The organism is Microbacterium sp. NPDC056569 (assembly GCF_042793475.1).
Classification (GTDB): Bacteria; Actinomycetota; Actinomycetes; order Actinomycetales; family Microbacteriaceae; genus Microbacterium.
The window spans coordinates 24,138-44,840 of the sequence record NZ_JBHTUV010000022.1; the positions used below are offsets into that span (position 1 = coordinate 24,138).

Annotated in this window: 18 protein-coding genes; 10 read left to right on the forward strand and 8 right to left on the reverse strand. The window is 71.3% G+C overall.

Annotated elements, in window-relative coordinates; translation table 11 throughout:
* The first annotated feature begins 55 nt into the window (after positions 1-55).
* The 8 genes from ACFQ7C_RS19230 (at position 56) to ACFQ7C_RS19265 (ending at position 11,624) form a co-directional block, all read left to right on the forward strand.
* Entirely contained in the window at positions 56-1,207 is a 1,152-nt protein-coding gene (locus tag ACFQ7C_RS19230) for an AI-2E family transporter (protein WP_378905168.1), read from the forward strand.
* A 176-nt stretch (positions 1,208-1,383) separates the two neighbouring features.
* Entirely contained in the window at positions 1,384-1,581 is a 198-nt protein-coding gene (locus tag ACFQ7C_RS19235; protein ID WP_378905171.1) for a hypothetical protein, read from the forward strand.
* Between the two features lie 159 nt (positions 1,582-1,740).
* Positions 1,741-4,770 (forward strand): AAA family ATPase, encoded by a 3,030-nt coding sequence (locus tag ACFQ7C_RS19240; protein WP_378905174.1) that lies wholly within the window; start codon positions 1,741-1,743, stop codon positions 4,768-4,770.
* A gap of 113 nt (positions 4,771-4,883) precedes the next feature.
* Positions 4,884-5,102 carry a hypothetical protein gene (locus tag ACFQ7C_RS19245; RefSeq protein WP_378905177.1) on the forward strand — a complete coding sequence of 73 codons (219 nt, stop codon included), beginning with the start codon at positions 4,884-4,886 and terminating at the stop codon, positions 5,100-5,102.
* Positions 5,103-5,139: 37 nt separating this feature from the next.
* The gene (locus tag ACFQ7C_RS19250; protein ID WP_378905179.1) at positions 5,140-8,073 is read left to right on the forward strand and encodes an AAA family ATPase; all 2,934 of its coding nucleotides are present in this window, start codon (positions 5,140-5,142) and stop codon (positions 8,071-8,073) included.
* 86 nt (positions 8,074-8,159) lie between these two features.
* Positions 8,160-9,206: an ATP-dependent DNA ligase gene (locus ACFQ7C_RS19255; RefSeq protein WP_378905182.1), complete on the forward strand. Its 1,047-nt coding sequence runs from the start codon at positions 8,160-8,162 to the stop codon at positions 9,204-9,206.
* Between the two features lie 96 nt (positions 9,207-9,302).
* Positions 9,303-10,475, forward strand: a complete 1,173-nt coding sequence (locus ACFQ7C_RS19260) for a serine hydrolase domain-containing protein (protein ID WP_378905185.1) — start codon at positions 9,303-9,305, stop codon at positions 10,473-10,475.
* A gap of 9 nt (positions 10,476-10,484) precedes the next feature.
* A complete protein-coding gene (locus ACFQ7C_RS19265) occupies positions 10,485-11,624 on the forward strand; it encodes a serine hydrolase domain-containing protein (RefSeq protein WP_378905188.1) in 1,140 nt (379 codons plus the stop codon).
* Positions 11,625-11,633: 9 nt separating this feature from the next.
* Here ACFQ7C_RS19265 and ligD read toward each other — a convergent pair whose 3' ends face one another.
* The 6 genes from ligD to ACFQ7C_RS19295 form a co-directional block, all read right to left on the reverse strand.
* A complete protein-coding gene (gene ligD, locus ACFQ7C_RS19270) occupies positions 11,634-12,677 on the reverse strand; it encodes a non-homologous end-joining DNA ligase (protein WP_378905191.1) in 1,044 nt (347 codons plus the stop codon).
* Positions 12,678-12,718: 41 nt separating this feature from the next.
* On the reverse strand, positions 12,719-13,315 hold the full coding sequence (locus tag ACFQ7C_RS19275) for a dihydrofolate reductase family protein (RefSeq protein WP_378905194.1): 597 nt from the start codon (positions 13,313-13,315) through the stop codon (positions 12,719-12,721).
* Positions 13,316-13,318: 3 nt separating this feature from the next.
* On the reverse strand, positions 13,319-13,795 hold the full coding sequence (locus tag ACFQ7C_RS19280; RefSeq protein ID WP_378905197.1) for an SRPBCC family protein: 477 nt from the start codon (positions 13,793-13,795) through the stop codon (positions 13,319-13,321).
* Complete coding sequence (locus ACFQ7C_RS19285) at positions 13,792-14,160, reverse strand: ArsR/SmtB family transcription factor (protein ID WP_378905199.1); 369 nt, start codon at positions 14,158-14,160, stop codon at positions 13,792-13,794. The genes ACFQ7C_RS19280 and ACFQ7C_RS19285 overlap by 4 nt, the downstream gene beginning before the upstream one ends.
* 230 nt (positions 14,161-14,390) lie before the next feature.
* Positions 14,391-15,503 carry an SseB family protein gene (locus ACFQ7C_RS19290; protein WP_378905202.1) on the reverse strand — a complete coding sequence of 371 codons (1,113 nt, stop codon included), beginning with the start codon at positions 15,501-15,503 and terminating at the stop codon, positions 14,391-14,393.
* Positions 15,504-15,526: 23 nt separating this feature from the next.
* Positions 15,527-15,943, reverse strand: a complete 417-nt coding sequence (locus ACFQ7C_RS19295; RefSeq protein WP_378905205.1) for a hypothetical protein — start codon at positions 15,941-15,943, stop codon at positions 15,527-15,529.
* Positions 15,944-16,019: 76 nt separating this feature from the next.
* Here ACFQ7C_RS19295 and ACFQ7C_RS19300 point away from each other — a divergent pair, with 76 nt between their 5' ends.
* Positions 16,020-16,646 carry a MerR family transcriptional regulator gene (locus ACFQ7C_RS19300; protein ID WP_378905208.1) on the forward strand — a complete coding sequence of 209 codons (627 nt, stop codon included), beginning with the start codon at positions 16,020-16,022 and terminating at the stop codon, positions 16,644-16,646.
* Between the two features lie 62 nt (positions 16,647-16,708).
* Here ACFQ7C_RS19300 and ACFQ7C_RS19305 read toward each other — a convergent pair whose 3' ends face one another.
* Both ACFQ7C_RS19305 and ACFQ7C_RS19310 read right to left on the reverse strand, forming a co-directional pair.
* Positions 16,709-19,171 carry an ATP-dependent helicase gene (locus ACFQ7C_RS19305; RefSeq protein ID WP_378905211.1) on the reverse strand — a complete coding sequence of 821 codons (2,463 nt, stop codon included), beginning with the start codon at positions 19,169-19,171 and terminating at the stop codon, positions 16,709-16,711.
* A gap of 88 nt (positions 19,172-19,259) precedes the next feature.
* Positions 19,260-20,141 carry a CHAD domain-containing protein gene (locus ACFQ7C_RS19310; RefSeq protein WP_378905214.1) on the reverse strand — a complete coding sequence of 294 codons (882 nt, stop codon included), beginning with the start codon at positions 20,139-20,141 and terminating at the stop codon, positions 19,260-19,262.
* A 135-nt stretch (positions 20,142-20,276) separates the two neighbouring features.
* On the opposite strand from ACFQ7C_RS19310, the gene ACFQ7C_RS19315 reads away from it, so the two are divergent.
* A complete protein-coding gene (locus ACFQ7C_RS19315; protein ID WP_378905217.1) occupies positions 20,277-20,666 on the forward strand; it encodes a YccF domain-containing protein in 390 nt (129 codons plus the stop codon).
* Positions 20,667-20,703: the final 37 nt, after the last annotated feature.

The following is a 20,703-nucleotide window of genomic DNA, read 5'->3' on the forward strand; positions in this document are numbered from 1 at the left end:
CCGGTTCGGCGCAAGCCACCCGGCTCGAGCACCCCGCGCCGCATATCCTCGGCGCATGGGACTGTTCCGCAACGACCCTCAGCACGTCGTCCTCGAATCGCACGATGTCGAACAGCGCGCGACGCGTGCGCCGTGGAGCCTGTGGGCCGACGGATTCGGCAGGCTCGGCATCCGGGCGATCCAGATCATCGTCGTGGTCGCGGTCGTCGGCGGCATCGTGTTCGCACTGCAGTTCCTGACCCTGGTCACCATCCCGCTCACGATCGCGCTGATCCTCGCGTGCGCGTTCGCGCCGGTGATGGGGTGGATGCGGCGCCGCGGCGTTCCCGCCGTGCTCGCGACCGTGATCACGCTTCTCGGGATCACGCTCATCCTCGCGGGAGTCGGCTGGCTCATCGTGTGGGCCGTGCGCGACCAGTGGGATGAGCTCTCCGCGCAGGCGCTCGACGGGATCGACGCGGTGATCGCGTGGGTGCAGACGCTGCCGTTCGCGCCGACGCAGGACCAGCTCGACGGGTGGCTGGACGGCATCCTCGACTTCATCACGAGCGCGCAGTTCGGCTCGGGCGCCCTCGCCGGCGTCAGCGCCGTGGCGAACTTCGTGACGGGACTCGTGCTGATGGTCACGATCCTGTTCTTCTTCCTCAAGGACGGCCCGCAGATGTGGGACTTCGTGCTGCGCCCGTTCCGCGGCGAGAACTACCTGCGCGCACGCCGCATCGGCGACAAGACGGTCGGCGTGCTCGGCTCGTACATGCGCGGCACGGCGACGGTCGCGCTCGTCGACGCCGTCGGCATCCTGATCGGCCTGCTGATCCTGGACGTGCCCCTCGCCATCCCACTGGCGGTGCTGACGTTCCTGCTGGCCTTCATCCCGATCGTCGGCGCGACCGTCGCCGGCATCGTCGCCGCCCTCGTGGCTCTCGTCGCCAACGGATGGGTGAACGCGCTGCTCGTCGTCGGCGTGGTGGTGCTGGTGAACCAGCTCGAGGGCAACTTCCTGCAGCCGGTGCTCATGGGCCGGTCGATGAAGCTCCACGCGTTCGTGATCCTCGTCGCCCTGACCGTGGGCACGGTGCTCGGCGGCATCGTCGGCGCGGTGCTGGCGGTGCCGATCGCCGCCGCCGCGTGGGGAGCGGTGCAGGTGTGGGACGGCGCGGATCTCCCCGCGCGCTGGGCGCGACCGAAACGGCCGATCGCCCACTGAGGTCGCACCTCAGACCGGGCTCCGCGCCTAGGGCACTCCCTGCGCGGCACTAAGGTACCTGCGGCCGCGAAGACAAGGCGATCGCCCGATGAGGGGCACCCGCCTTAGCGAGGAGAGTCGAACCTGTCAGCACAACCGGAACCGATCCGAGGTTCCGCCGCAGACAGGAGAGACCCATGAACGACACGACGTACACCGGCTACATCCTCGACCAGCACCGCGCCGCCGACCTCGTCCGCCAGAACGAGATGATGCAGGCCCACCGCGAGCGCGGCCAGTCGCCGGCCCGGCCCGACGGTCAGCCGCTGTCGGCCTGGTTCCGCGAGGTGCTGCACCACGGCCCGCGCAGCGCCGCGGTCGCGTCGAGCCACTGATCCGCTTCCAGACGGGGGCGCGCACACCCCGGACCTGTCCACGCGAGTGCGCACGAAGAGGGCGAAGCCGGTACCGGGCTTCGCCCTCTTCGTCACCCGTTCGCCGTCCGCACGGGCGTGGCGAACCATGAGCTGGGCCTGAGTGGCACCATGGTGGCCATGGCACGGCCGTCGCAGCCCGCGCGCATGGTCGGACGGGAGTCCGAGCTGGCGGTGCTGCGCGCCGCGTTCGATGACGGCGCGCGGGGGCAGCCCAGGGTCGTCATGGTCCGCGGTGAGGCGGGGATCGGCAAGTCCCGGCTCGTCGAGGAATTCCTCGCGGAGGTCGCCGGCGAGCCTCCGGCAGGTTCCGCGGAGGCGGCACCGCCCGTGGCGTCGCACCGCGACAGCACGGGCGGTGCCGAGCGTGGCATCCCGATCCACATCGCCATCGGCCAGTGCGTCGACGCGGGAACGATCGGCGCGCCCTTCCTCTCGGTGCGGCGCCTGTTGCGCGCCCTGCATCGCAGCGTCGGCGACGACGCGTTCCGTGAGGCGGCGGGATCGCCAGGGGTGATCTCGGTACTCGGCGCACTCGTGCCCACGCTGTCGTCGGAGCCGGTCGGGCCCACCGCGAGCGCGCCGGGTGTGCTGGCCGACGCCATCGAGCAGGTCATCGTCCGGCTCTCGCTCGAGCGCCACCTGATCCTCATCGTGGAAGACCTTCACTGGGCGGATGCCTCGACCATCGACCTCCTCAAGACGCTGGCGATCACCGAGACCGGCGCCCACGTGAGCATCGTCGGGACATTCCGCACCGACGACCTGCCGCGAGGCCACGCCCTTCATGGACTGCTGGCCGGGCTGGAGCGAAACCCCTCCGTGCACACCGTCGAGCTCGCACGACTCCGCCCCGACCACACGGCGGAGATCGTCGATCAGCTCTCACCTCACCTGCCGCCCGAGGCGACGGCAGACATCGTGGCTCGGAGCCAGGGCGTGCCGTTCTTCGTCGAGGAACTCGTCGGGCTTCCCGACCACCGGATGCCCGACACCCTTCGCGGCGTGATCCTGGCCCGCCTCGACCAGTTGCCGACCGACGCGCGCGGTGTCATCGGGACCCTTGCCGTGGGAGGTGCGCGCGTCGACCACGACCTCCTCGCGGATGTCACCACCGTCGACCACGCAGCGCTGACCGCAGCGCTGCGCTCCGGCGTCGATCTCAACGTGCTGCTCACCGACGACCGCGGTTACGCGTTCCGTCACGCGCTCATCCAGGAGGCCGCACACGACGACCTGCTCCCCGGCGACCGCACCGACCTCCATCGCCGCTACGCGGTGGCTCTCCAGCGCCGCGTCGACGCGGGCGAGGAGTCGCTCGCTGCCGAGACCGCGGAGCACTGGCTGGGCGCGCGCGATCTCGGCTGCGCGTTCGATGCGACACTGACCGCGTACCGGCACGCCCGCGCGAGCCTCGCCGCCATCGGTGCTGTCCAGCAGGGTGAGCGGCTGCTGGACCTGTGGCCGGACGTGCCGGATGCCGCACATCGAGCCGGGAGAGGACTCGCGGACCTCGCGTGCGAGGTGTTGACCGCCCTCAACGACATCGCCGACGACGCGGATCACGCGCGCCGCTACGCAGGGGCCGTCTTCGCGAACCTCGGCGAGCGCGATGCGGTGGGCCGCGGCGCGCTCCACCGGCTCGTCGCCGTCGCCCTGTCGAACGCCGGGCGCTTGGACGAGGCATCCGTCGAACTCGCCGCCGCCCGCGCACTCCTCGAGCCGCGGGAGGGTGCTCTGCGCGATGCCGCGCTCGCGATGGTCGAATCCATGGATCTCATCAGCGACGAGACGGCACCCCGCTCCGAGACCCCGCGCCGCGCGGAGGAGTGCGTGCGCCTCGCGATGAGATCCGGGTCGCAGCACGCCGTCGAGGTGGTCAGCACGCACTCCGCATGGGCACTGGCCGATCGCGGGTACTACGCCCTCGCCGACACCGTCGTCGCCCACGCCGGCCCGCCCTCGGTCGCGGTCCTCGGCCTCCCCGCTCAGACCGTCGCCACCCACGTGATGCTGTGGCTCGGCCGCTACGACGACGTCGGTGCGCGTGCCCGCGAGACCGTGGAGGCGAGCGAGCGGCTGGGGCTGGGCTCGACGGCGGGCCTGGCGGTCGTCCGGCTCACCGACGCCGCCGCGCTCGCGGCGGCCGGCAGGCCGGATGCGGCGTACGCCGAGATCGCCGCTGCGCTTTCCGGCGGCCGCCACGGAAGGGAGCGGCTGGAGGCGTGGGCGTCGAGCATGCGGACGATGCTGGCGCTCTGGGCGGATGCCGACGTCAGCGCCGCAGCACCGGCCTCCGTCGATCTGCAGTACGCACAGGAGGCGGCCGAGAGCGCCGCCGACAACGCCGAGCTGTACCTGGCTCGCGCGCACGACGCGCGCAGCACCGGCGGGGCCCGCACCGCCGTGAACGCCGCCATCGAGGCTCTTCGACCGCTCGGCGACGCGCCGTTCCTCATTCTCGCGGGTCTCCAGAGACATGCGGTCACCGTGCTCTCCCGCACGATCAGGGCCGGCGCCGAGCTCGGCATCGAGCCCGAGTCGCTGGCGCCGCTGCGAATCGCGCTCGACTGCGCCCTCGAGACGCTGGGCGACGACGACCTGGCTCGGGCACTCCGCGCCTTCGCGGCGGCCGAGCTCGCCCGCTCGCCGGGAGCATCGCCCGAGGAGGTCGTCGAGGCATGCGCCGGCGCCGTCTCCGTCGCCGACGAGGGGTTCCTCAACGTGCGCCACCGGCACTTCCTGCGCCTCCGACTCGCCGAGGCGCTGATCCACGCGGGGGACACCGATGCCGCCGCCGAGCGCATCGCCGAGATCCGCTCCACCGCCCCCGGTGAGGGCGTCGCACTGGTCGCCCGCTGGGCGACGGAGCTCGCTCGGCGCGCCGGCATCCGACTCCTGTCAACGGATGCCGCGCGTGCGGCTTCCGCCCCGCCGCCGGCCCCCGCGCTCGAACGGCTGACCGCGCGCGAGCGCGAGGTGCTGGCGCTCGTGGCTGAGGGCCTGAGCAACGGAGAGATCGGGCGCCGTCTGTTCATCTCGCCGAAGACCGCGTCGGTGCACGTGTCCGCGGTGCTGGCCAAGCTCGGAGTCTCCAACCGGGCCGAGGCCGCCGCGCGGTATGTCGAGGCGCAGCACGCCGGGATCTGAGCGGTCCGATGCCCCAGATAGGGCATCCACCCGATGAGCGCTCCACCCCTTAGAGAGCACAGTCGTATCTGCACGAAGCCCCGCTCCCGCGGGTTCCGCGACAGGAGACGCACATGAACGACACGACGTTCCTCGCCTCGGCGCTCGACGCGCACCGCGCGGCGGACCTGCGCCGGGAGGTCGAGCTGCTCGCGCAGCACGCCGAGTACGAGGCCGAGACGCTTCCGGCCCCGGCCGCGCGGCACGCGTCGGCGGCAGCATCCGCTCGCTCTCACCGCTCCTGGTGGCCGCATCGCTCCGCCCGCCGCTCGACGTTCGTCGCCACACGGTGAGGGTCCCCACGCGCCCGGAAGGTGCCACGATATGACCATGCCCGCTCTCTCTTCGAGCCCGCGCATGGTCGGCCGGCACACCGAGCTCGCCGCCCTGCTCGAGGCGTACGACGACGGCGTGGGCGGGGTCCCGCGCACCGTCGTCGTGCGCGGCGAGGCCGGGGTCGGCAAGACCCGGCTGGTCCAGGAGTTCCTCGCCCTCGTCACTGCCGACCCGCTCGGCGCGCGATCGGTCCCCGAGGACGCGCCCGTCGTCGCTTTCGGGCAGTGCGTCGACCTCGGGCCCATCGGCGCGGCGTTCGGCCCGGTCCGCCGCGTGCTGCGCGACCTGCACGCGGCCGTCGGCACCGACGCGCTGCGCGACGCCGCCGGCTCCGCCGCCGCGATCGCGAGCCTGGCCGCGCTCGTGCCCGGCATCGCAGACGAGACGCCCGACAACGACGAGCCGGCCGGCGAGTTCGCCGAGGCGATCGAGGTGCTGCTCGAGCGGCTGTCGCAGCGCCGTCACGTCGTCGTCGTGCTCGAAGACCTGCAGTGGGCGGATGCTGCCACCATGGCCCTGCTCAAGACCCTGGCCAGCACCCTCCGGGGTCGTCGGCTCACCATCGTCGCGACGTACCGCTCCGACGACATCGACCGCTTCCACCCTTTGCGCCCGGTGCTCGCCGAGCTCGACCGCACGCGCTCCGTCGTGCGCGTCGAGGTCACGCCGCTCACGCCCGACGAGGTCGCCGAGCAGGTCGCACAGCTGGCGAGCGGCCTCGACCCGCGCGTCGTCGAGGCGCTCGCGGAGCGCAGCGGAGGCATCCCGTTCCTCGTCGAGGAGCTCGTCGACCTCGGCGACCGGGCCCTGCCCGACACCCTGCGCGAGCTGGTGCTGGCACGCTACGCCCGGCTCGGCGACGACGCGCAGCAGACGATGCGCACGATGGCGGCCGGCGGCATGCACGTGGACGACGACGTGCTCACGGCCGTGACAGCGCTCGACGTTCGTGCGCACGACCACGCGCTGCGGGAGGCGGTCGACAGCCGTGTCGTCCTCGCCGACGGCGACGGCTACCGATTCCGCCACGCCCTCACCCGGGAGGCGGTCGAAGGCGAGATGCTGCCGAGCGAACGCGTGCGCGTGCACCGCCGCTACGCGGAGCACCTGAGCGAGCATCGGGGCGAATCGCCGGACGACGCGTCGGCGGTCGCCGAGCACTGGCTGGCCGCGCGCGACCTTCCCGCGGCGTTCGATGCGACCGTCGCGGCGCTGCGCCGATCGCGGTCCCGGTTCTCACCCGCGACGCGGGCGAAGCTGGCCGAGCGGCTGACGGAGCTCTGGGATCAGGTTCCGGATGCCGCTACCCGAGCCGGCATGACGCTCCCCGAACTGCACCTCGACGCCGCCCAGGCCTGGCATGACCTGGGTGACGCGGAGCGGTCGCTCCGCTCCGCCACCGAGGGGCTCTGCGTCTGCCCCGATGACCCGGTCACGCGCGCCGCGCTCCTGCGTCAGCGGTTCGTGCAGACGTACAACCTCGAGCACCGCGGGCGCGGTGAGGACCTGGAGGAGGCGGTCGCGCTCCTCGAACACGTGGACGACCCTCGCGCGCGCATCCTGCTGTCGCGCGTGCTCACCAACATCGCGCTCGATGAGCACGGCGATGCGGCGGCCGCTCACGCCGCACGCGCGATCGCGCTGGCTGAAGAAGCCGGCGACGACGCCGCGCTCGCCGTCGCCCTGACAGTGGAGGCCTGGCGCATCGCGGGCGATGAGGACGACGAGCCCCGCGCACTGGCGCCGCTCGAGCGGGCGGTGGCGTTGCGGCTCGACCCGCCGATGCGGGCCTACGTGGCCAACGCCCTCACCGACATGCTGCTGCGTGTGGGGCGGTTCGACGAGGCGGTCGTCGTCGGCACACAGCACTACGAAGACATCACCCGGGCGGGCATCGAACGGGGATCGGGGTCGAGCCTCGCCTACGCGCTGGCGCTCGCCCTGTTCGCCGCCGGACGGCCCGAGAGCGCGCGACGGTACGCGCAGCGCGCTCGACGGCTGTTGAATCCGCTGCACGGCGCGTCCATCGTGCGGCTTCTGGCTTCGCACCTGACCTGGGACGACCGCGACGCCGAGCGGGAGGAGCTCCTCGTGGCCGAACGTGCGACGATCGAGGACTCGCGCCGGCGCTACCCCGACAAGCACGGATGGTGGGCGGTCGAGCGCGCAGAGGCGGTGCTCACCCTGCGCGGAGCGAGCACCGTCGGCGAGGCGCTCGCCTCGGTGCTCGCCGACGTGTTCGACATCGCGAACGGCGACACCGGCACACCCGCTGTGCGCCGCTACGCCGTCGTCACCGCGGCGCTGCTCACCCTCGCCCCCGGTCGGCCGGTCGACCTCGAGCTGCGAAGCCGACTGACGGGAACGATCGAGTCGTGGCCCGATCACGAACCGGCGAAGGCCCACGCCGAGTTCATCCGCGCGCTCCTCGCCGATGCCGAGAGCGCGTCTGCGGAGCACCGGGCCGACGCGTGGCGCTCGCTCATCGAGGCGCCTGCCGGCCGCCTGCTGACCGTCTGGCACCGGCAGGTCGCCCGCTGCCGACTCGCCCTCGCACTGCTCGACGGCGGCCACCGCGATGCGGCGGCCGGGCTTCTCGCGGACATCGTGGCAACGGCACCCGGCGAGGGTGTCGCCCGCATCGGCCGGTGGGCCGCGGAACTGGCCGCGCGCGCCCGCCTCGCCCCAGGACCCTCCGATGCCGACACCTCGCACGGCGTGGTCGCGACCTTGACGCCGCGCGAGCTGCAAGTGCTCGAGCTCATCGCCGAGGGTCTCACCAACCCCCAGATCGGCCAGCGCCTGTTCATCAGCCCGAAGACAGCGTCGGTGCATGTGTCCGCGATCCTCGCGAAGATCGGCGCCGCCAACCGCGCCGAGGCCGCGGCCCTGTACGCCGCGTCGGCGTCGAGTTCGGCACCGGCCTGACGCGGCGCGGCGGCCGCGGCATCCGTCCATGCCAGAACACGGATCCGGGGTGTCGGGTGTCGGCGGGGAGCGGCAGGATGAGACGCATGCCGTACGAGATCCCTGCGCCGATGCTCGCGAAGTCCGTGCCCGACGTCCCCGATCCGGCGAAGGTCTCCGGCGGCCTGAGCTACGAGCCGAAGTGGGACGGGTTCCGCGCGCTGATCTCGTGGGACGGCGAGAAGGTCGAGATCGGGTCGCGGGGCGCGAAGCCGCTGACGCGGTACTTCCCCGAGCTCGTCGACGCGTTCAGCCGGCTCCTTCCCGAGCCGTGTCTGCTCGACGGTGAGATCGTCGTGCCGATCGACCGCGACGGCCGGCGCCGGCTCGACTGGGAGTCGCTGTCGCAGCGCATCCACCCCGCGGCATCCCGGGTGAACATGCTCGCCGAGCAGACGCCCGCGATGTTCATCGCGTTCGACCTGCTCGCCGTCGGCGACCGCGACCTGCAGAACGAGCCGTTCGAGACGCGCCGGAGGGCTCTCGTCGATCTGCTGCGGGACGTGCCCGACCCCGTGCATGTCACGCGGACCACCGACGATCCCGCACTCGCGCGCCGATGGCTCGCCGAGTTCGAGGGCGCGGGTCTCGACGGCGTTGTCGCGAAGCCGCTCGACCAGCCGTACGCACCGGGCAAGCGCACCATGTTCAAGATCAAGCACGCGCGCACCGCCGACGTCGTGGCGCTGGGCTACCGCATCCACAAGTCGGGCGAGGGCGTCGGCTCGCTGCTCGTCGGGCTGTACTCCGAGGACGCCACCCTCTACCCCGTCGGCGGCGTGGCCGCCTGGAGCAACGCCCGCCGGCTCGAGCTCATCGACGAGCTCGCCCCGCTCGTCGAGCGCGACGCCGACGGCGAGGCGCTGCGCGGCGAGGGCGAGAAGTCGCGCTTCCAAGCCGGCCGGGCGGACTCCTCGTTCGTCCGCCTGCGCCCCGAGCGCGTGCTCGAGGTGCGCTACGACCAGCTCGAGGGCTGGCGCTTCCGTCACACCGTGCAGTTCGAGCGCTGGCGCCCCGACCGCGACCCGCGCTCGTGCACCTACGAGCAGCTCGAGGTGGTCGCCGCGTACGACTTGGCCGACGTGCTCGTCTGACGCGTCCGGCTGCGGACGGATGCCGCAGCGGTGGTCTGTTCGCGCGGTCGGCGCAGGTGTACCGTGCGGTCAGGGTCACTGCTGACGGAGGCATCCATGGCCCGCATAGACCACCGAAGTCAACGCGGTCGCACCGGCACGCGGGTCGCGCTGATGTGCGCCGCGATCGGAGCTCTCCTGGTCTCCGGATGCTCGTCCGCCGCCTCACTCCCCGAGCAGCCGCACCCGGCCGAGGAGATCCGCGAAGACATCGAGACGATCTTCGGCACGCTGTACGGCGAGGATGCCGTCCGGGCGATGCTCGTGCAGCAGCACGGCGAACTCGTCTACGAGCAGTATCTGGAGGCGACCGCTGAAGACACCTGGGATGTGCGCGGCGTCACCCGTGCGGTCACCTCGACCCTCATCGGCATCGCCATGGATCGCGGACTCATCTCCGGTGTCGATGCCACCCTCGGTCAGTTGCTGCCCAGCTATGCGGCCGTGCTGACACCCGAGACCGCAGCCATCCAGCTGAAGGCCGTGCTCACTCATACGGCGAACTTCGCGTCCACCTCCGAGGAGCGCGACATCCGGGGAATCGCCGCCGATCTGTACGCGCAGCCCGATTGGGTGGCGGCGATCCTCGCGGATCGGGCAGTCCGAGGGCCCGGCGACGGCCGGTTCCTGTTCTCCGACATGGGCACGCACATTCTCGCCGCCGTCGTCGCCGAGGCGACCGGGATGTCGCCGTTCCGCTTCGCCGACGAGGTGCTGTTCGATCCGCTCGACATCGACACCGCCCCCGTGTGGGAGGAGCGCTTCGCGCCCGGCGGCGACCCCCAGGAGCTTCTTCGGGAGTACCAGGAGGCGGAAGTGGCGTGGCCCGCTGATCCGCAGGGCGTGAATCTCGGCTACACGCACCTCCGGCTTCGCGCGACAGACCTCCTGCGCTTCGGCCAGCTCATGCTCGACGAGGGCGTCTGGGACGAAGAGCAGGTGGTGTCGGCCACCTGGGCTGTCCAGGCGACCAGTCCCGTCGTCGCCACGGTCGGATACGGAACGATCAGCTACGGCTACCAGTGGTGGGTCGACCCGCAACGCGGCGTGTTCTACGCCCAGGGCGAGGGCGGAACGGCGGTCGTCGTCGATCCGGTCAGGGATGCCGTCGCCGTGATCGCCTCCGAGGTCACGGTGGACGACGTGCGCGGGAACCACGGCTTCGCGAGTGCGACGGCAGTGGGGCTCGCCGCCCTGCTCCTGGCCGATCTGCCCGCTAACGCCGAGTGAGGTCGCCCGATGCTCGCCCCTCGCCGAGCCTCGGTCCGAATCATCGAGACATTCGCCACCGCGGTCTTCCTGCTCGCGGGAGCCGCCGCGTGCACGGCTGCCCCGTCTCCCGCTCCGGTTCCGTCGCCCGAGGTCGCGATCGCGAACCATCTGCACGCCGTGCTGGACGCGGTGACCGGGTCGGAGGAGGTCCGGGCGGTGCTCGTACACCAGGACGCCGAGCCCGTGTACGAGGAGTACATGTCATCGACTCCGGACGACACGTGGAACGTGTACTCGGTGACCAAGAGCGTGACGTCGACGCTGGTGGGCATCGCCATCGACCGGGGGCTGATCTCCGGCGTGGACGCGACGCTCGGCGACCTGCTACCGGAGTACGCCGCTGTGCTGACGGCGGAGACGTCCGACATCCCGCTCCAGGCGGTCCTCACGCATACCGCGAACTTCGCGCCCGACGGCGATGTCCGCGACCTGGAAGGCAGCGCGGACTGGATCGCGACGATCCTCCAGGACCGTGCTGACCGCGGACCCGGCGACGGCTCGTTCGTGTATTCGACCTACGGGTCACACGTGCTCGCCGCCGTCGTCGCCGAAGCCACGGGGATGTCGCCGTTCGCGTTCGCCCGGGAGGTGCTCTTCGCACCGCTCGGCATCGAGGTCGACGAGCCCTGGGAGGAGCGGCTTCTCCCCGGCACAGATCCGGACGCGTACAACCGTGCGTACGAGAATGCCGAGGTCGCGTGGATCGCGGATCCGCAGGCCCTCAACATGGGAGGCGCCTGGCTGCGGCTGCGACCCGGCGACCTCGCACGCTTCGCACAGCTCTTCCTCGACGAGGGCGAGCGGATGGGCGACGAGATCGTGTCGTCGACCTGGGTCGCCCTCGCCACCTCCCCGATGGTCGCGACCCCGGTCCTCGGAGCCCTGTCCTACGGATTCCAGTGGTGGGTCGACGAGGAGCGCGACGAGTTCGCGGGCGTCGGCTTCGGCGGCACGGTGGTTCTCGTCGACCGGCGCAAGGACGCGATGGTCGTGATCGCGTGCGATGTCGCGCGCGACGCCCCGCCGACCGAGCTGGGGCTCACTGCGGACTCCGCGCTCGCCCTGGCCCAGGCGCTGATCGACGATCTCCCGGACTCCGACGGCTGAACGACGGGATCAGGTCTCGTCCTTCGGCCAGTTCGCCTCGTTCTTGCGGCTCGGCTGCACACGCGGCGGCTCGCCGGGCATCTTCGGGAAGTCGGGCGGGAACGGCAGCTCGCCGAGTCCGTCGTCGAGGTCGCGCTGCCACCACTCGAGCAGCGTGTCGATCCGGCCCGGCTTCGCGAGCAGCCCGGCCCACGGGTCGCCGACGTCGGCCAGGCGCTGTGGGACGGTCCGCACGGTGAACGCCGCCGGGTCGACCCCCGCCTCGAGCTCGTCCCAGGTGAGCGGCGTCGACACCGTAGCCGACGGCAGCGCCCGCGGGCTGTAGGCGCCGGCCATCGTGCGGTCGCGGTTGGCCTGGTTGAAGTCGATGAAGATGCGCTCTCCGCGCTCCTCCTTCCACCAGTTCATGGTCACCTTGTCGGGCAGGCGCCGCTCGAGCTCGCGACCCGCGGCGATCACGGCATGCCGCACGTCGAGGAACTCCCATTCCGGCTCGATGGGACAGAACACGTGGATGCCGCGGTTGCCGCTTGTCTTCAGAAACGCCGTCAGCCCCGCCTCGGCGAGAACATCGCGCATCGCGGGGGCGACGGCGGCAGCATCCGCGAAATCCGTCCCCGGCTGCGGGTCGAGGTCGATGCGCAGCTCGACGGGATTGTCGGTGTCGGCCGTGAGCGACGCCCACGGGTGGAACACGATCGTGTTCATCTGCACGGCCCACACGGCGGCGGCGATCTCGGTGAGGATGATCTGCGGATGCCGCCGCCCGCTGTTGTACGTCACGGTCTGGGCCTCGACGAAGGCCGGCGCCCCCTTCGGCGGGTTCTTCGAATAGAACCGCTCGCCGTCGACGCCCTCGGGGAAGCGCTCGAGCGATACCGGCCGGTCGCCGTTGGCCGCGAGGAACGGCCCGGAGACCGCGATGAGGTACTCGGCGAGCTCGCGCTTGGTGATGCCGACCTCCGGCCAGATCACGCGGTCGGGGTTCGAGATCCCCACCTCGCGATCGCCATCGGGGTCGGGCATGGTCAGGGTGATGCGCGGGGACGCCATGGTCAGACGCTAGCGGGGAGCCGCGACATCCGTCACCCCGCTCACCGCTCGACCGGGAACACCATGTGCGTCACGCGGGTGCTCGGGATCACCACGGTGGGGTCTCCCAGTCGCACCGCGGCGGGGTCGACCTCGGAGAAGTACCGGTGCCCCGACCCGAGAACGACGGGTACCAGGTCGATCGCGACCTCGTCGACGAGTCCAGCGGCGAGCGCCTGACCGGCGACCGTGCCGGCGGCGACGGCGACCGCGCGATCGCCCGCGAGTTCCTGGGCCTTCGCCACCGCCGCTTCGATCCCGTCCGTGACGAAGTGCGCGTTCCCGGTGTGGGCATGGGCCCAGTCGATGGGTGCCTCGTGCGTGAGCACGACGAACGGCACGCCCAGCGGGTGCACGCCGCTCCAGCCGTCGGTGATGTCGAACAGCAGGCGGCCGACCACGAGGCATCCGAGTTCCCCGATGAAGCTGCGCCAGTAGTCCGCGCTCGTCGGCGTGAGATGGAACGATGCCGGCTCGCTGGCGGTGACGACCTCGACCTGACCCGCCTCGTACCAGTCGAACAGGCGCCCGGGGTCGTTGTCCTCGTGTGCCACGAAGCCGTCCAGCGACATCGACGCCGACGCCACGACCTTCCCCACGGCTCAGCCTTCCGCCGCGAGCAGTTCGTCGAGCTTGTCGTAGCCCTCGCGCATGCCGCGTTCCATGCCCTCGGACTGCATGCTCTCGAGCACCTCGACGGTCGAGAACACGCTGTGGTCGACGATCCGCGACCGGCCGCCCTCGAGCGCCTCGAAGCGGATGCAGTCGACGCTGACCTCGTCGGGCCAGCCCTCGAACTCGAACGTCTGGATGATGAGCTCGTTCTCGCGCACCGTGTGGAACACGCCGCGGAACGCGTACTCGCCGTCCTTGTCGCGCTGCACGAAGCGATAGCCGCCGCCGGTGCGGAAGTCCCAGTGGGTGATCTCGGTGCGCTCCCCGCCCGGTCCGATCCACTGCCGGAACAGCTCCGGATCCGCATGTGCCCGGAACAGCGCCTCGACGGGAGCGTCGAACTCCCTCGTGATGTCGGCATACGACGTCCCCGGAACGGCTTCGATGATGAGCGGGTTGCTCATGATTCCTTCTCCTTCGTGTCGGTCCTGCAAGGATCTTTCGAAACGGATGCTGCGGCCGCGAGCACGGCGTCCAGCCGCCGGTAGGCGCGCTCGGCGTCGAGCCGGTAACGGTCGATCCACGCGGTGAGCTGCTCGAGCGCCGCCGCGTCGAGGTGGACGGGTCGCCGCTGCGCATCGCGCGACCGCGTCACGAGCCCGGCGTCTTCGAGCACCTTGATGTGGCGGGAGACGGCCTGCATCGTGATCGGGAACGGCTCAGCGAGCTCCCCCACTGTCGCCGGCCCGCGGCTCAGGCGCGCGATGATCGCCCGCCGCACGGGGTCGCCCAGTGCGACGAACGCTCGATCGAGCCGGTCATCGTCCATTGCTCAACGCATCCCTTTATCAACGTTTATGTTGAATAGGGTACGCGCGATCGAGTCGGTGTCAACCCTGCGCCAGCTCTTCGACAGGTCAACCGCGCTTCCACAGGATCGAATCCGCCGATCGGTCCGGCAGAAGCCCGGTTGACCTGTTGAAGCCGACGCGGAGTGCGCGGAGCCGCGAGCCTCAGGGCCGCCGCGCGAAACGCGGCTTCACCCAGCGGTGGCGAGGCTCAGTCCGCGAGGGCGAGCACCGGCGCGAGGTCGTCGCGGCCGAGGCGGATCCACGGACCCGCGGGGTCCACCACGAGACCCCTGATCCCCTCGTCGGTGCGCAGGGCCCGCGCGAGCTGCGCGCCGGTGATCGGCGCCGCGTTGTCGCCGCGGCCCATCACCGCCACCTCGAGCGGGTGAGAGTACACCTCGAGGTAGCGAGCGCCCTCGGCGTCACGCCCCTCGGCGAGGCCCGGCGCGCCGCTCTCCGTCTTGCCCACGGCCACCCAGAGCGGCACGCGGGCGAGCGCCTCGGCAACCTTGGCGTCGATCTCGGGCGTGCGCTCCGCCGCGAGGAGCGTCTTCACGGTGAGCTGCGGGTCCGCCTGGTCGACGGCGCGCTGCAGGAGCTCCGTGGGCATCACCGCACGCGACGGCGACGATGCGGGGTCGATGATGATCCCGTCGTACGAGTTGGCGAACACATGCCGCAACACGGTCAGTACAGGCTGGCCCATCGCTGACGTGTCGGTGTCGCCGTCGGCCTTGACGCTCGCCTGCAGCGCGGCGCCGCCCGAATAGACCAGCGCGAACGTCTTCTCGCCCGCGTTCACGATCGCCAGCGGCAGCCCCTTGCCCTCCGCGAGAAGCGTGCGCGCGTCGCCCTTGACCCGCAGGAACACATGACCTTGCAGCAGCTGTCGCGCGACGTCGAGCAGCGCCTGCGACGGCGGGGCGTCGCCGATGCGGCCGAGCGCCGCGCGCAGGAGCACGTTGTCGCGGAGCCCCGGCACGGTCTCGGTCTGCTCGGGCGCGGTGCGCGTCCACTCGCGTACGCCGACGCGGGGCTTCGGCCCCGGCGGCACGGCCTCCCCGGCCTTCGGCTCGCGCGGAACCGCCGGCTGAGACGGCGGTGAGACACCGAGCCCACCGAACGAAGACACGGAGATGGACACGCCGGCTGCATCCGCCGCGGCTTCCTCAGCGGGTGCATCGGGCGCCGGATCTGACGACGCGGTCGCGGCGGCAGCATCCGTCTCCACACTCGCCGCGACCTCGTCGGCCTGCGAGGATTCGGGGGAGGTCGGCGGCTGCTCGGCGGGCTTCTTCGGACGGCGCGAGAACAAGGCCATTGCCCGAGCCTAACCCGCCGACGTCAGCCGAGCGCGGCGACCCCGGCGACGATCACCCCGACGCCGACGGCGAGGAGGGATGCTGCGAGCACGACGACTCCGGTCCACAACAGGGCGATCGCGCGACCTGGGCGCTGCGGGTCGTGCCCCAGCACCGACAGGAAGAACCCGCCGGGGATGAGGATCGCGCTCGCGAGCACGCCGACCGCCGCCCATTGCCACGGAACGGGCACGCCGACCGCCGCCACCAGCAGCAGGCTCACGAGCCCGAGCATCACGAGCACGCCCGCGTGGGCATGCCCGGCGCGGAAGAACGTCTTCTGCAGCGCGTTGAACGGCGAGCCGTGCGTCGCGATGCGCAGCAGGAATGTACCGCCCGACATGATGCCGATGACGGTGAGGATCGTCGCGCCGGCGACGATCGTGAGGATCGGGTCCATCGTGACCTCCGTTGGATAGTGCCGCTCTCCAATATTGGATAGCTATAGTATCCAACGTCAAGGGCAAGGGGGCAGGATGAAGATCTCGGAGCTGTCGGAACGCAGCGGAGTCCCCGTGGCGAGCGTGAAGTTCTATATCCGCGAGGGCATGCTCCCCCGCGGCGAGTCGATCTCCACCACCCGGGCGGAGTACGGCGACGAGCATCTCGCGCGGCTCACGCTCATCGCCGCGCTGGCCGATGTGCGCGGGCTCCCCCTGGCGCGCGTGCGCGACATCCTCGCGCTCGTCGACGCCCCCGACGACGACCCGATCGCCACCCTCGGCCGAGCGGTGGGCGCCCTTCCGCCCTACGTCGAGTCGGACCGGGACGACTACCCGCGAGCCCGTGAGGCCATCGCGGAGCTCGGCCTGACGTACGACCCCGACTTCACCGCGGTCGCCCAGCTCGACGAGGCGCTGCGCGCCCTGGACGCGGCGGGATTGGATGCTGCGCCCGCCGCGCTGCGCCGCTACAGCGACGCGATGCGACAGGTCGCGGCGGAAGAGATCGCGCCGATGGCCGCAATGTCGCGGACCGAGGCCGTGCCGTACGCGGTGCTCGGCACCGCGCTCTACGAGCCGGTGATGCTGGCGCTGCGGCGCCTGGCGCACCACCACCTGCTCGTGGCGGGCGCCGACGCCTCTGAAGCCCCCGGTCGTTGAGCGATCGGGGAACGAGCGAGATGAAACGCGCGAACCCGGCGCACACGCCGCGCCGACGAAGGTCAGAGCTTCGAGATCGGCGCGATCTTGATCAGGAGCTTCTTCGGGCCCGCGGAGTCGAAGCGGACGTGCGCGACGCGCTTCGCGCCCTCGCCGGTGACGGCGTCGACGCGGCCTTCGCCGAAGTCGTCGTGACGGATGCGGTCGCCCGGCGCCAGCTCCAGGTCGCCGTTGTCGCGCACCTTGGCGGGGATCTTGTTCGCGAAGCGCTCGAGGTTGCCTGACGGCTCGCGCCGCGCGAGCGGCACGAGGTCGTCGCCGTAGCGCCGGCCCCCGCCGGAACCGCCGAACCCGGAGCCCGATCCCGAACCGCGCCGCGCGTTCAGGGCCCGCGACTGCGTGCCGCCGCGCGAGTTCACGTCCCCCGGCGACTGGCGCCAGTGCAGCAGCTCGTGCGGGATCTCCTGCAGGAACCGGCTCGGCATGGCCACCGTCACCTCGCCGAACTGCGCGCGGGTCATCGCGAGCGACAGGTACAGCCGCTTGCGGGCACGCGTGATGCCGACGTAGAACAGCCGCCGCTCCTCCTGCGGGCCGCCCGGCTCGCCCGCGGAGATGCGGTGCGGGATGAGGTCCTCCTCGACACCCGTGACGAACACGGCGTCGTACTCGAGGCCCTTGGCCGTGTGCAGGGTCATGAGCGACACGGAGCCCGATGCGTCCTCGAGGTCGTCGGCATCCGACACCAGGGCGACCTCGGTGAGGAAGTCCAGCAGCGTCCCCTCGGGGTTGTTGCGCGCGAACTCGCGGGCGACGGCTACCATCTCGTCGAGGTTCTCGATGCGCGCCTCGTCCTGCGCGTCCTTGCTGGCGCGCAGCGCGTCGTAGTAGCCGCTCTTGTTGAGCAGCAGCGTGAGACCCTCGGCGACCGCGGTGGGCGGGGCGAGCTCGCCCGTCTCCGGGAGCATGAGGGCGGATGCCTCGGCCAGCACCGCGTCGAGATGCGCGATGGCCGCCTGGATCTTGGGTCCGACGCCCAGCGCCGACGAGTTCGCGAGCGCGTCGCGGAACGTGATCTGCTGGTCGGCCGCGTAGCGCGAGATGGTCTCGATCGTCACATCGCCGATGCCGCGGCGCGGCCGGTTGATGATGCGCCGCATCGCCATCTCGTCGGCCGGGTTCGCGACGGCGACGAGGTACGCGAGGGCGTCCTTGATCTCGGCGCGCTCGTAGAACTTGGTGCCGCCCATGATCTTGTAGGGCAGCGCCGAGCGGATGAAGATCTCTTCCAGCGCACGCGACTGAGAGTTGGTGCGGTAGAAGACGGCCATCTGCGAGTAGTCGACGCCGGCGCGGCGCAGCACCTCGATCTCGTCGGCGACGAACTGGGCCTCGTCGTGCTGTGAGTAGCCGGTGAAGCCGACGATCTGCTCGCCCGCGCCGACGTCGGTCCACAGCTTCTTGTCTTTGCGGTCGAAGTTGTTGCTGATGACCGCGTTCGCGGCCGACAGGATGTTCTGCGTCGATCGGTAGTTCTGCTCGAGCAGCACGACCTTGGCGCCCGGGTAGTCCTTCTCGAACTCGCTGATGTTGCGGATGTCGGCGCCGCGGAACGCGTAGATCGACTGGTCGGAGTCGCCGACGACCGTCAGCGACGCGCCGTCCTCGGCGGCAGGCTCCGGTTCGAAGATCATCATGCCGCCCGACGCGGCGAGGGGTGCGGCATCCGATCCGGGGGGCCTGGTCAGCTCGTGGATCAGCGCGTACTGCGCGTGATTGGTGTCTTGGTACTCGTCCACCAGCACGTGCCGGAACCGCCGCCGGTAGACGTCGGCGACCTGCGGGAACGCGCGGAACAGGAACACCGTCTGCGCGATGAGGTCGTCGAAGTCGAACGCGTTCGCCTTCTGCAGCTCACGCTGGTACGCGGCGAACAGCTCGACGAACACACGCTCGGCGGGATCGCTCATGTTGGCCGAGCGGGCGTAGGACTCAGCATCCGCCAGCTCGTTCTTGAGCCGGGAGATCTTCGACTGCGTCGCCGCCGGCGTGAGCCCGAACGCATCGGCCTCGTGCTCTTTGACCAGGCGTTTGATGAGCGCCCGCGAGTCGCCCGAGTCGTAGATCGTGAAGGACTTGGTGAAGCCGAACTGCTCGGCCTCGCGCCGCAGGATCCGCACGCACGCCGAGTGGAACGTCGATATCCACATGCCGCGCGACGAGTCGCCCACGAGGTGCTCGACGCGCTCGCGCATCTCGCCGGCGGCCTTGTTGGTGAACGTGATCGCGAGGATCTGGCTCGGCCACGCCTCACGATTGCGCAGCAGCGACGCGATCCGTCGCGTCAGCACGCTGGTCTTGCCCGAACCGGCGCCGGCCACGATGAGCAGCGCCTGCCCACGATACGTGACGGCCTCCCGCTGCTGCGGGTTGAGCCCTTCGAGCAGGTCGTCGTCGGGGCGTGCGCCGGCGGCCCGAGGGCCGATGTCTCTGCCGACGATGAGGGGGGTGCTGGCGTCCGTCATTGCCCGTCAAGTCTAGGCGCGCGCGCCGACACCCACGCCGCCGGCGCCGCGGCCTCGAGGGGGACGGATGCTGCGCCCCTCCGCCCGCTCACGGCAGCCGCGAGGCAGCCGCCTCCAGTCGCCGCAGCGCCGGCCGCACCTCTCCGAGCCGTTCCTCCGCCTCGTCGCGCAGCAGAGCGGCGATCGTCTCGTAGGCGTCGGACAGCTCCCCCGCGCGTCCCGCGAGCGCGCCTTCGTGCGTCACCCGGTGCGCGAGAAGCATCGCGTCGCGGTGCGCGCCGAGCGCGTCGTGCAGGTCATCGCCGGCGTCCGCGATGGCCTCCACCTGCTTCGGGAACAGCTCCGGGGCGACGTCGGCGATCGCCTCCGCGACGTACCGCGTACGGCGGGCTGCCTTGCGCAGCTCGTGGAGGGCCTCGTCGGAGCCGTCGAGTCGGCCCTCGGCCTTCTCGACGCGGCGAGCCTGCGCGGCCAGCACATCGGCGAGAACATCGGCCGCGGGCCGATCGGGCTCGACGACGACGGGGGTATCGACGAACTCGCGCAGCAGCCGCGCCCGCTCCTCCGACCGCGGCGAGCGCGCGAGCTCCACGAGTCGCGCGTGTGCGTCGGGGTACGCCTCGCGCTCGCTCTCGATGAGCCGGTGCACGATGGCGGGATCGTCGATCCCGGCGCGCTCCAGCATCTCCGCCGCGACGTCGGCCCGCACCTCGATGTCTCGCACGACGCCGAGTTCGCGCCCCCACTCGGCGTATGCGACCCGCAGGCGCTCGGCCGCGCGGGTGTCGAGCGCATCGCGAAACCCGCCCAGCACGCTGCGCAGCCGCCGCACCCGTACGCGGTGCTGGTGCACGCCGTCCGGCTCGTCCGCGAGGGCGCCGGGACCGGTGTCTTCGACCTCCGCCGCCGCGCGGCGAAGGATCTCTCCGAGCACGTTCCCGACGGTGGGGTCCTTCGGCGACGTACCCATCCCTCGAGCCTAGGCAGGCGCCGCGCCGAGAGCCAGGGCCCGGGGCTTCGGTTCGCGACGGGCCGCAGCATCCGTCCGTGAATCCGGGGGCTGGCCGGAGCGCGCTCTCAGCCGGAAGTGGGCAGGATGGACCTCATGCGCACCCTCCTCAACATCATCTGGCTCGTGCTGTCGGGCTTCTGGATGTTCCTCGGCTACATGCTGGCGGGGGTGGTGCTCTGCATCCTGATCCTCACGATCCCGTGGGGCATCGCCTCGTTCCGCATCGGCCTCTACGCCCTGTGGCCGTTCGGCCGCACCATCGTCGACAAGCCCACCTCGGGCGTCGGCTCGTTCCTCGGCAACGTCGTGTGGGTGATCCTCGCCGGCTGGTGGCTGGCGATCGGCCACATCGTCACCGGCATCGCCCTGTGCATCACGATCATCGGCATCCCGCTCGGCATCGCGAGCTTCAAGCTCGTGCCGATCTCGCTCATGCCCCTCGGCAAAGACATCGTCGACAGCCGCACCCTCCAGCCCGTCTGATCGGGATCACGGATGCTGCGGCCCGCAGCATCCGTTG

Excerpts from the sequence above, each read along its gene's own strand:
- ACFQ7C_RS19285 (WP_378905199.1), bottom strand. The coding sequence starts at position 14,160 with ATGGACGATGACCGGCTCGATCGAGCGTTCGTCGCACTGGGCGACCCC.
- ACFQ7C_RS19230 (WP_378905168.1), top strand. The coding sequence starts at position 56 with ATGGGACTGTTCCGCAACGACCCTCAGCACGTCGTCCTCGAATCGCAC.
- ACFQ7C_RS19245 (WP_378905177.1), top strand. The coding sequence starts at position 4,884 with ATGAACGACACGACGTTCCTCGCCTCGGCGCTCGACGCGCACCGCGCG.
- ACFQ7C_RS19235 (WP_378905171.1), top strand. The coding sequence starts at position 1,384 with ATGAACGACACGACGTACACCGGCTACATCCTCGACCAGCACCGCGCC.
- ACFQ7C_RS19315 (WP_378905217.1), top strand. The coding sequence starts at position 20,277 with ATGCGCACCCTCCTCAACATCATCTGGCTCGTGCTGTCGGGCTTCTGG.
- ACFQ7C_RS19300 (WP_378905208.1), top strand. The coding sequence starts at position 16,020 with ATGAAGATCTCGGAGCTGTCGGAACGCAGCGGAGTCCCCGTGGCGAGC.
- ACFQ7C_RS19255 (WP_378905182.1), top strand. The coding sequence starts at position 8,160 with ATGCCGTACGAGATCCCTGCGCCGATGCTCGCGAAGTCCGTGCCCGAC.
- ligD (WP_378905191.1), bottom strand. The coding sequence starts at position 12,677 with ATGGCGTCCCCGCGCATCACCCTGACCATGCCCGACCCCGATGGCGAT.
- ACFQ7C_RS19280 (WP_378905197.1), bottom strand. The coding sequence starts at position 13,795 with ATGAGCAACCCGCTCATCATCGAAGCCGTTCCGGGGACGTCGTATGCC.
- ACFQ7C_RS19260 (WP_378905185.1), top strand. The coding sequence starts at position 9,303 with ATGGCCCGCATAGACCACCGAAGTCAACGCGGTCGCACCGGCACGCGG.
- ACFQ7C_RS19240 (WP_378905174.1), top strand. The coding sequence starts at position 1,741 with ATGGCACGGCCGTCGCAGCCCGCGCGCATGGTCGGACGGGAGTCCGAG.
- ACFQ7C_RS19250 (WP_378905179.1), top strand. The coding sequence starts at position 5,140 with ATGCCCGCTCTCTCTTCGAGCCCGCGCATGGTCGGCCGGCACACCGAG.
- ACFQ7C_RS19290 (WP_378905202.1), bottom strand. The coding sequence starts at position 15,503 with ATGGCCTTGTTCTCGCGCCGTCCGAAGAAGCCCGCCGAGCAGCCGCCG.
- ACFQ7C_RS19295 (WP_378905205.1), bottom strand. The coding sequence starts at position 15,943 with ATGGACCCGATCCTCACGATCGTCGCCGGCGCGACGATCCTCACCGTC.
- ACFQ7C_RS19310 (WP_378905214.1), bottom strand. The coding sequence starts at position 20,141 with ATGGGTACGTCGCCGAAGGACCCCACCGTCGGGAACGTGCTCGGAGAG.
- ACFQ7C_RS19305 (WP_378905211.1), bottom strand. The coding sequence starts at position 19,171 with ATGACGGACGCCAGCACCCCCCTCATCGTCGGCAGAGACATCGGCCCT.
- ACFQ7C_RS19265 (WP_378905188.1), top strand. The coding sequence starts at position 10,485 with ATGCTCGCCCCTCGCCGAGCCTCGGTCCGAATCATCGAGACATTCGCC.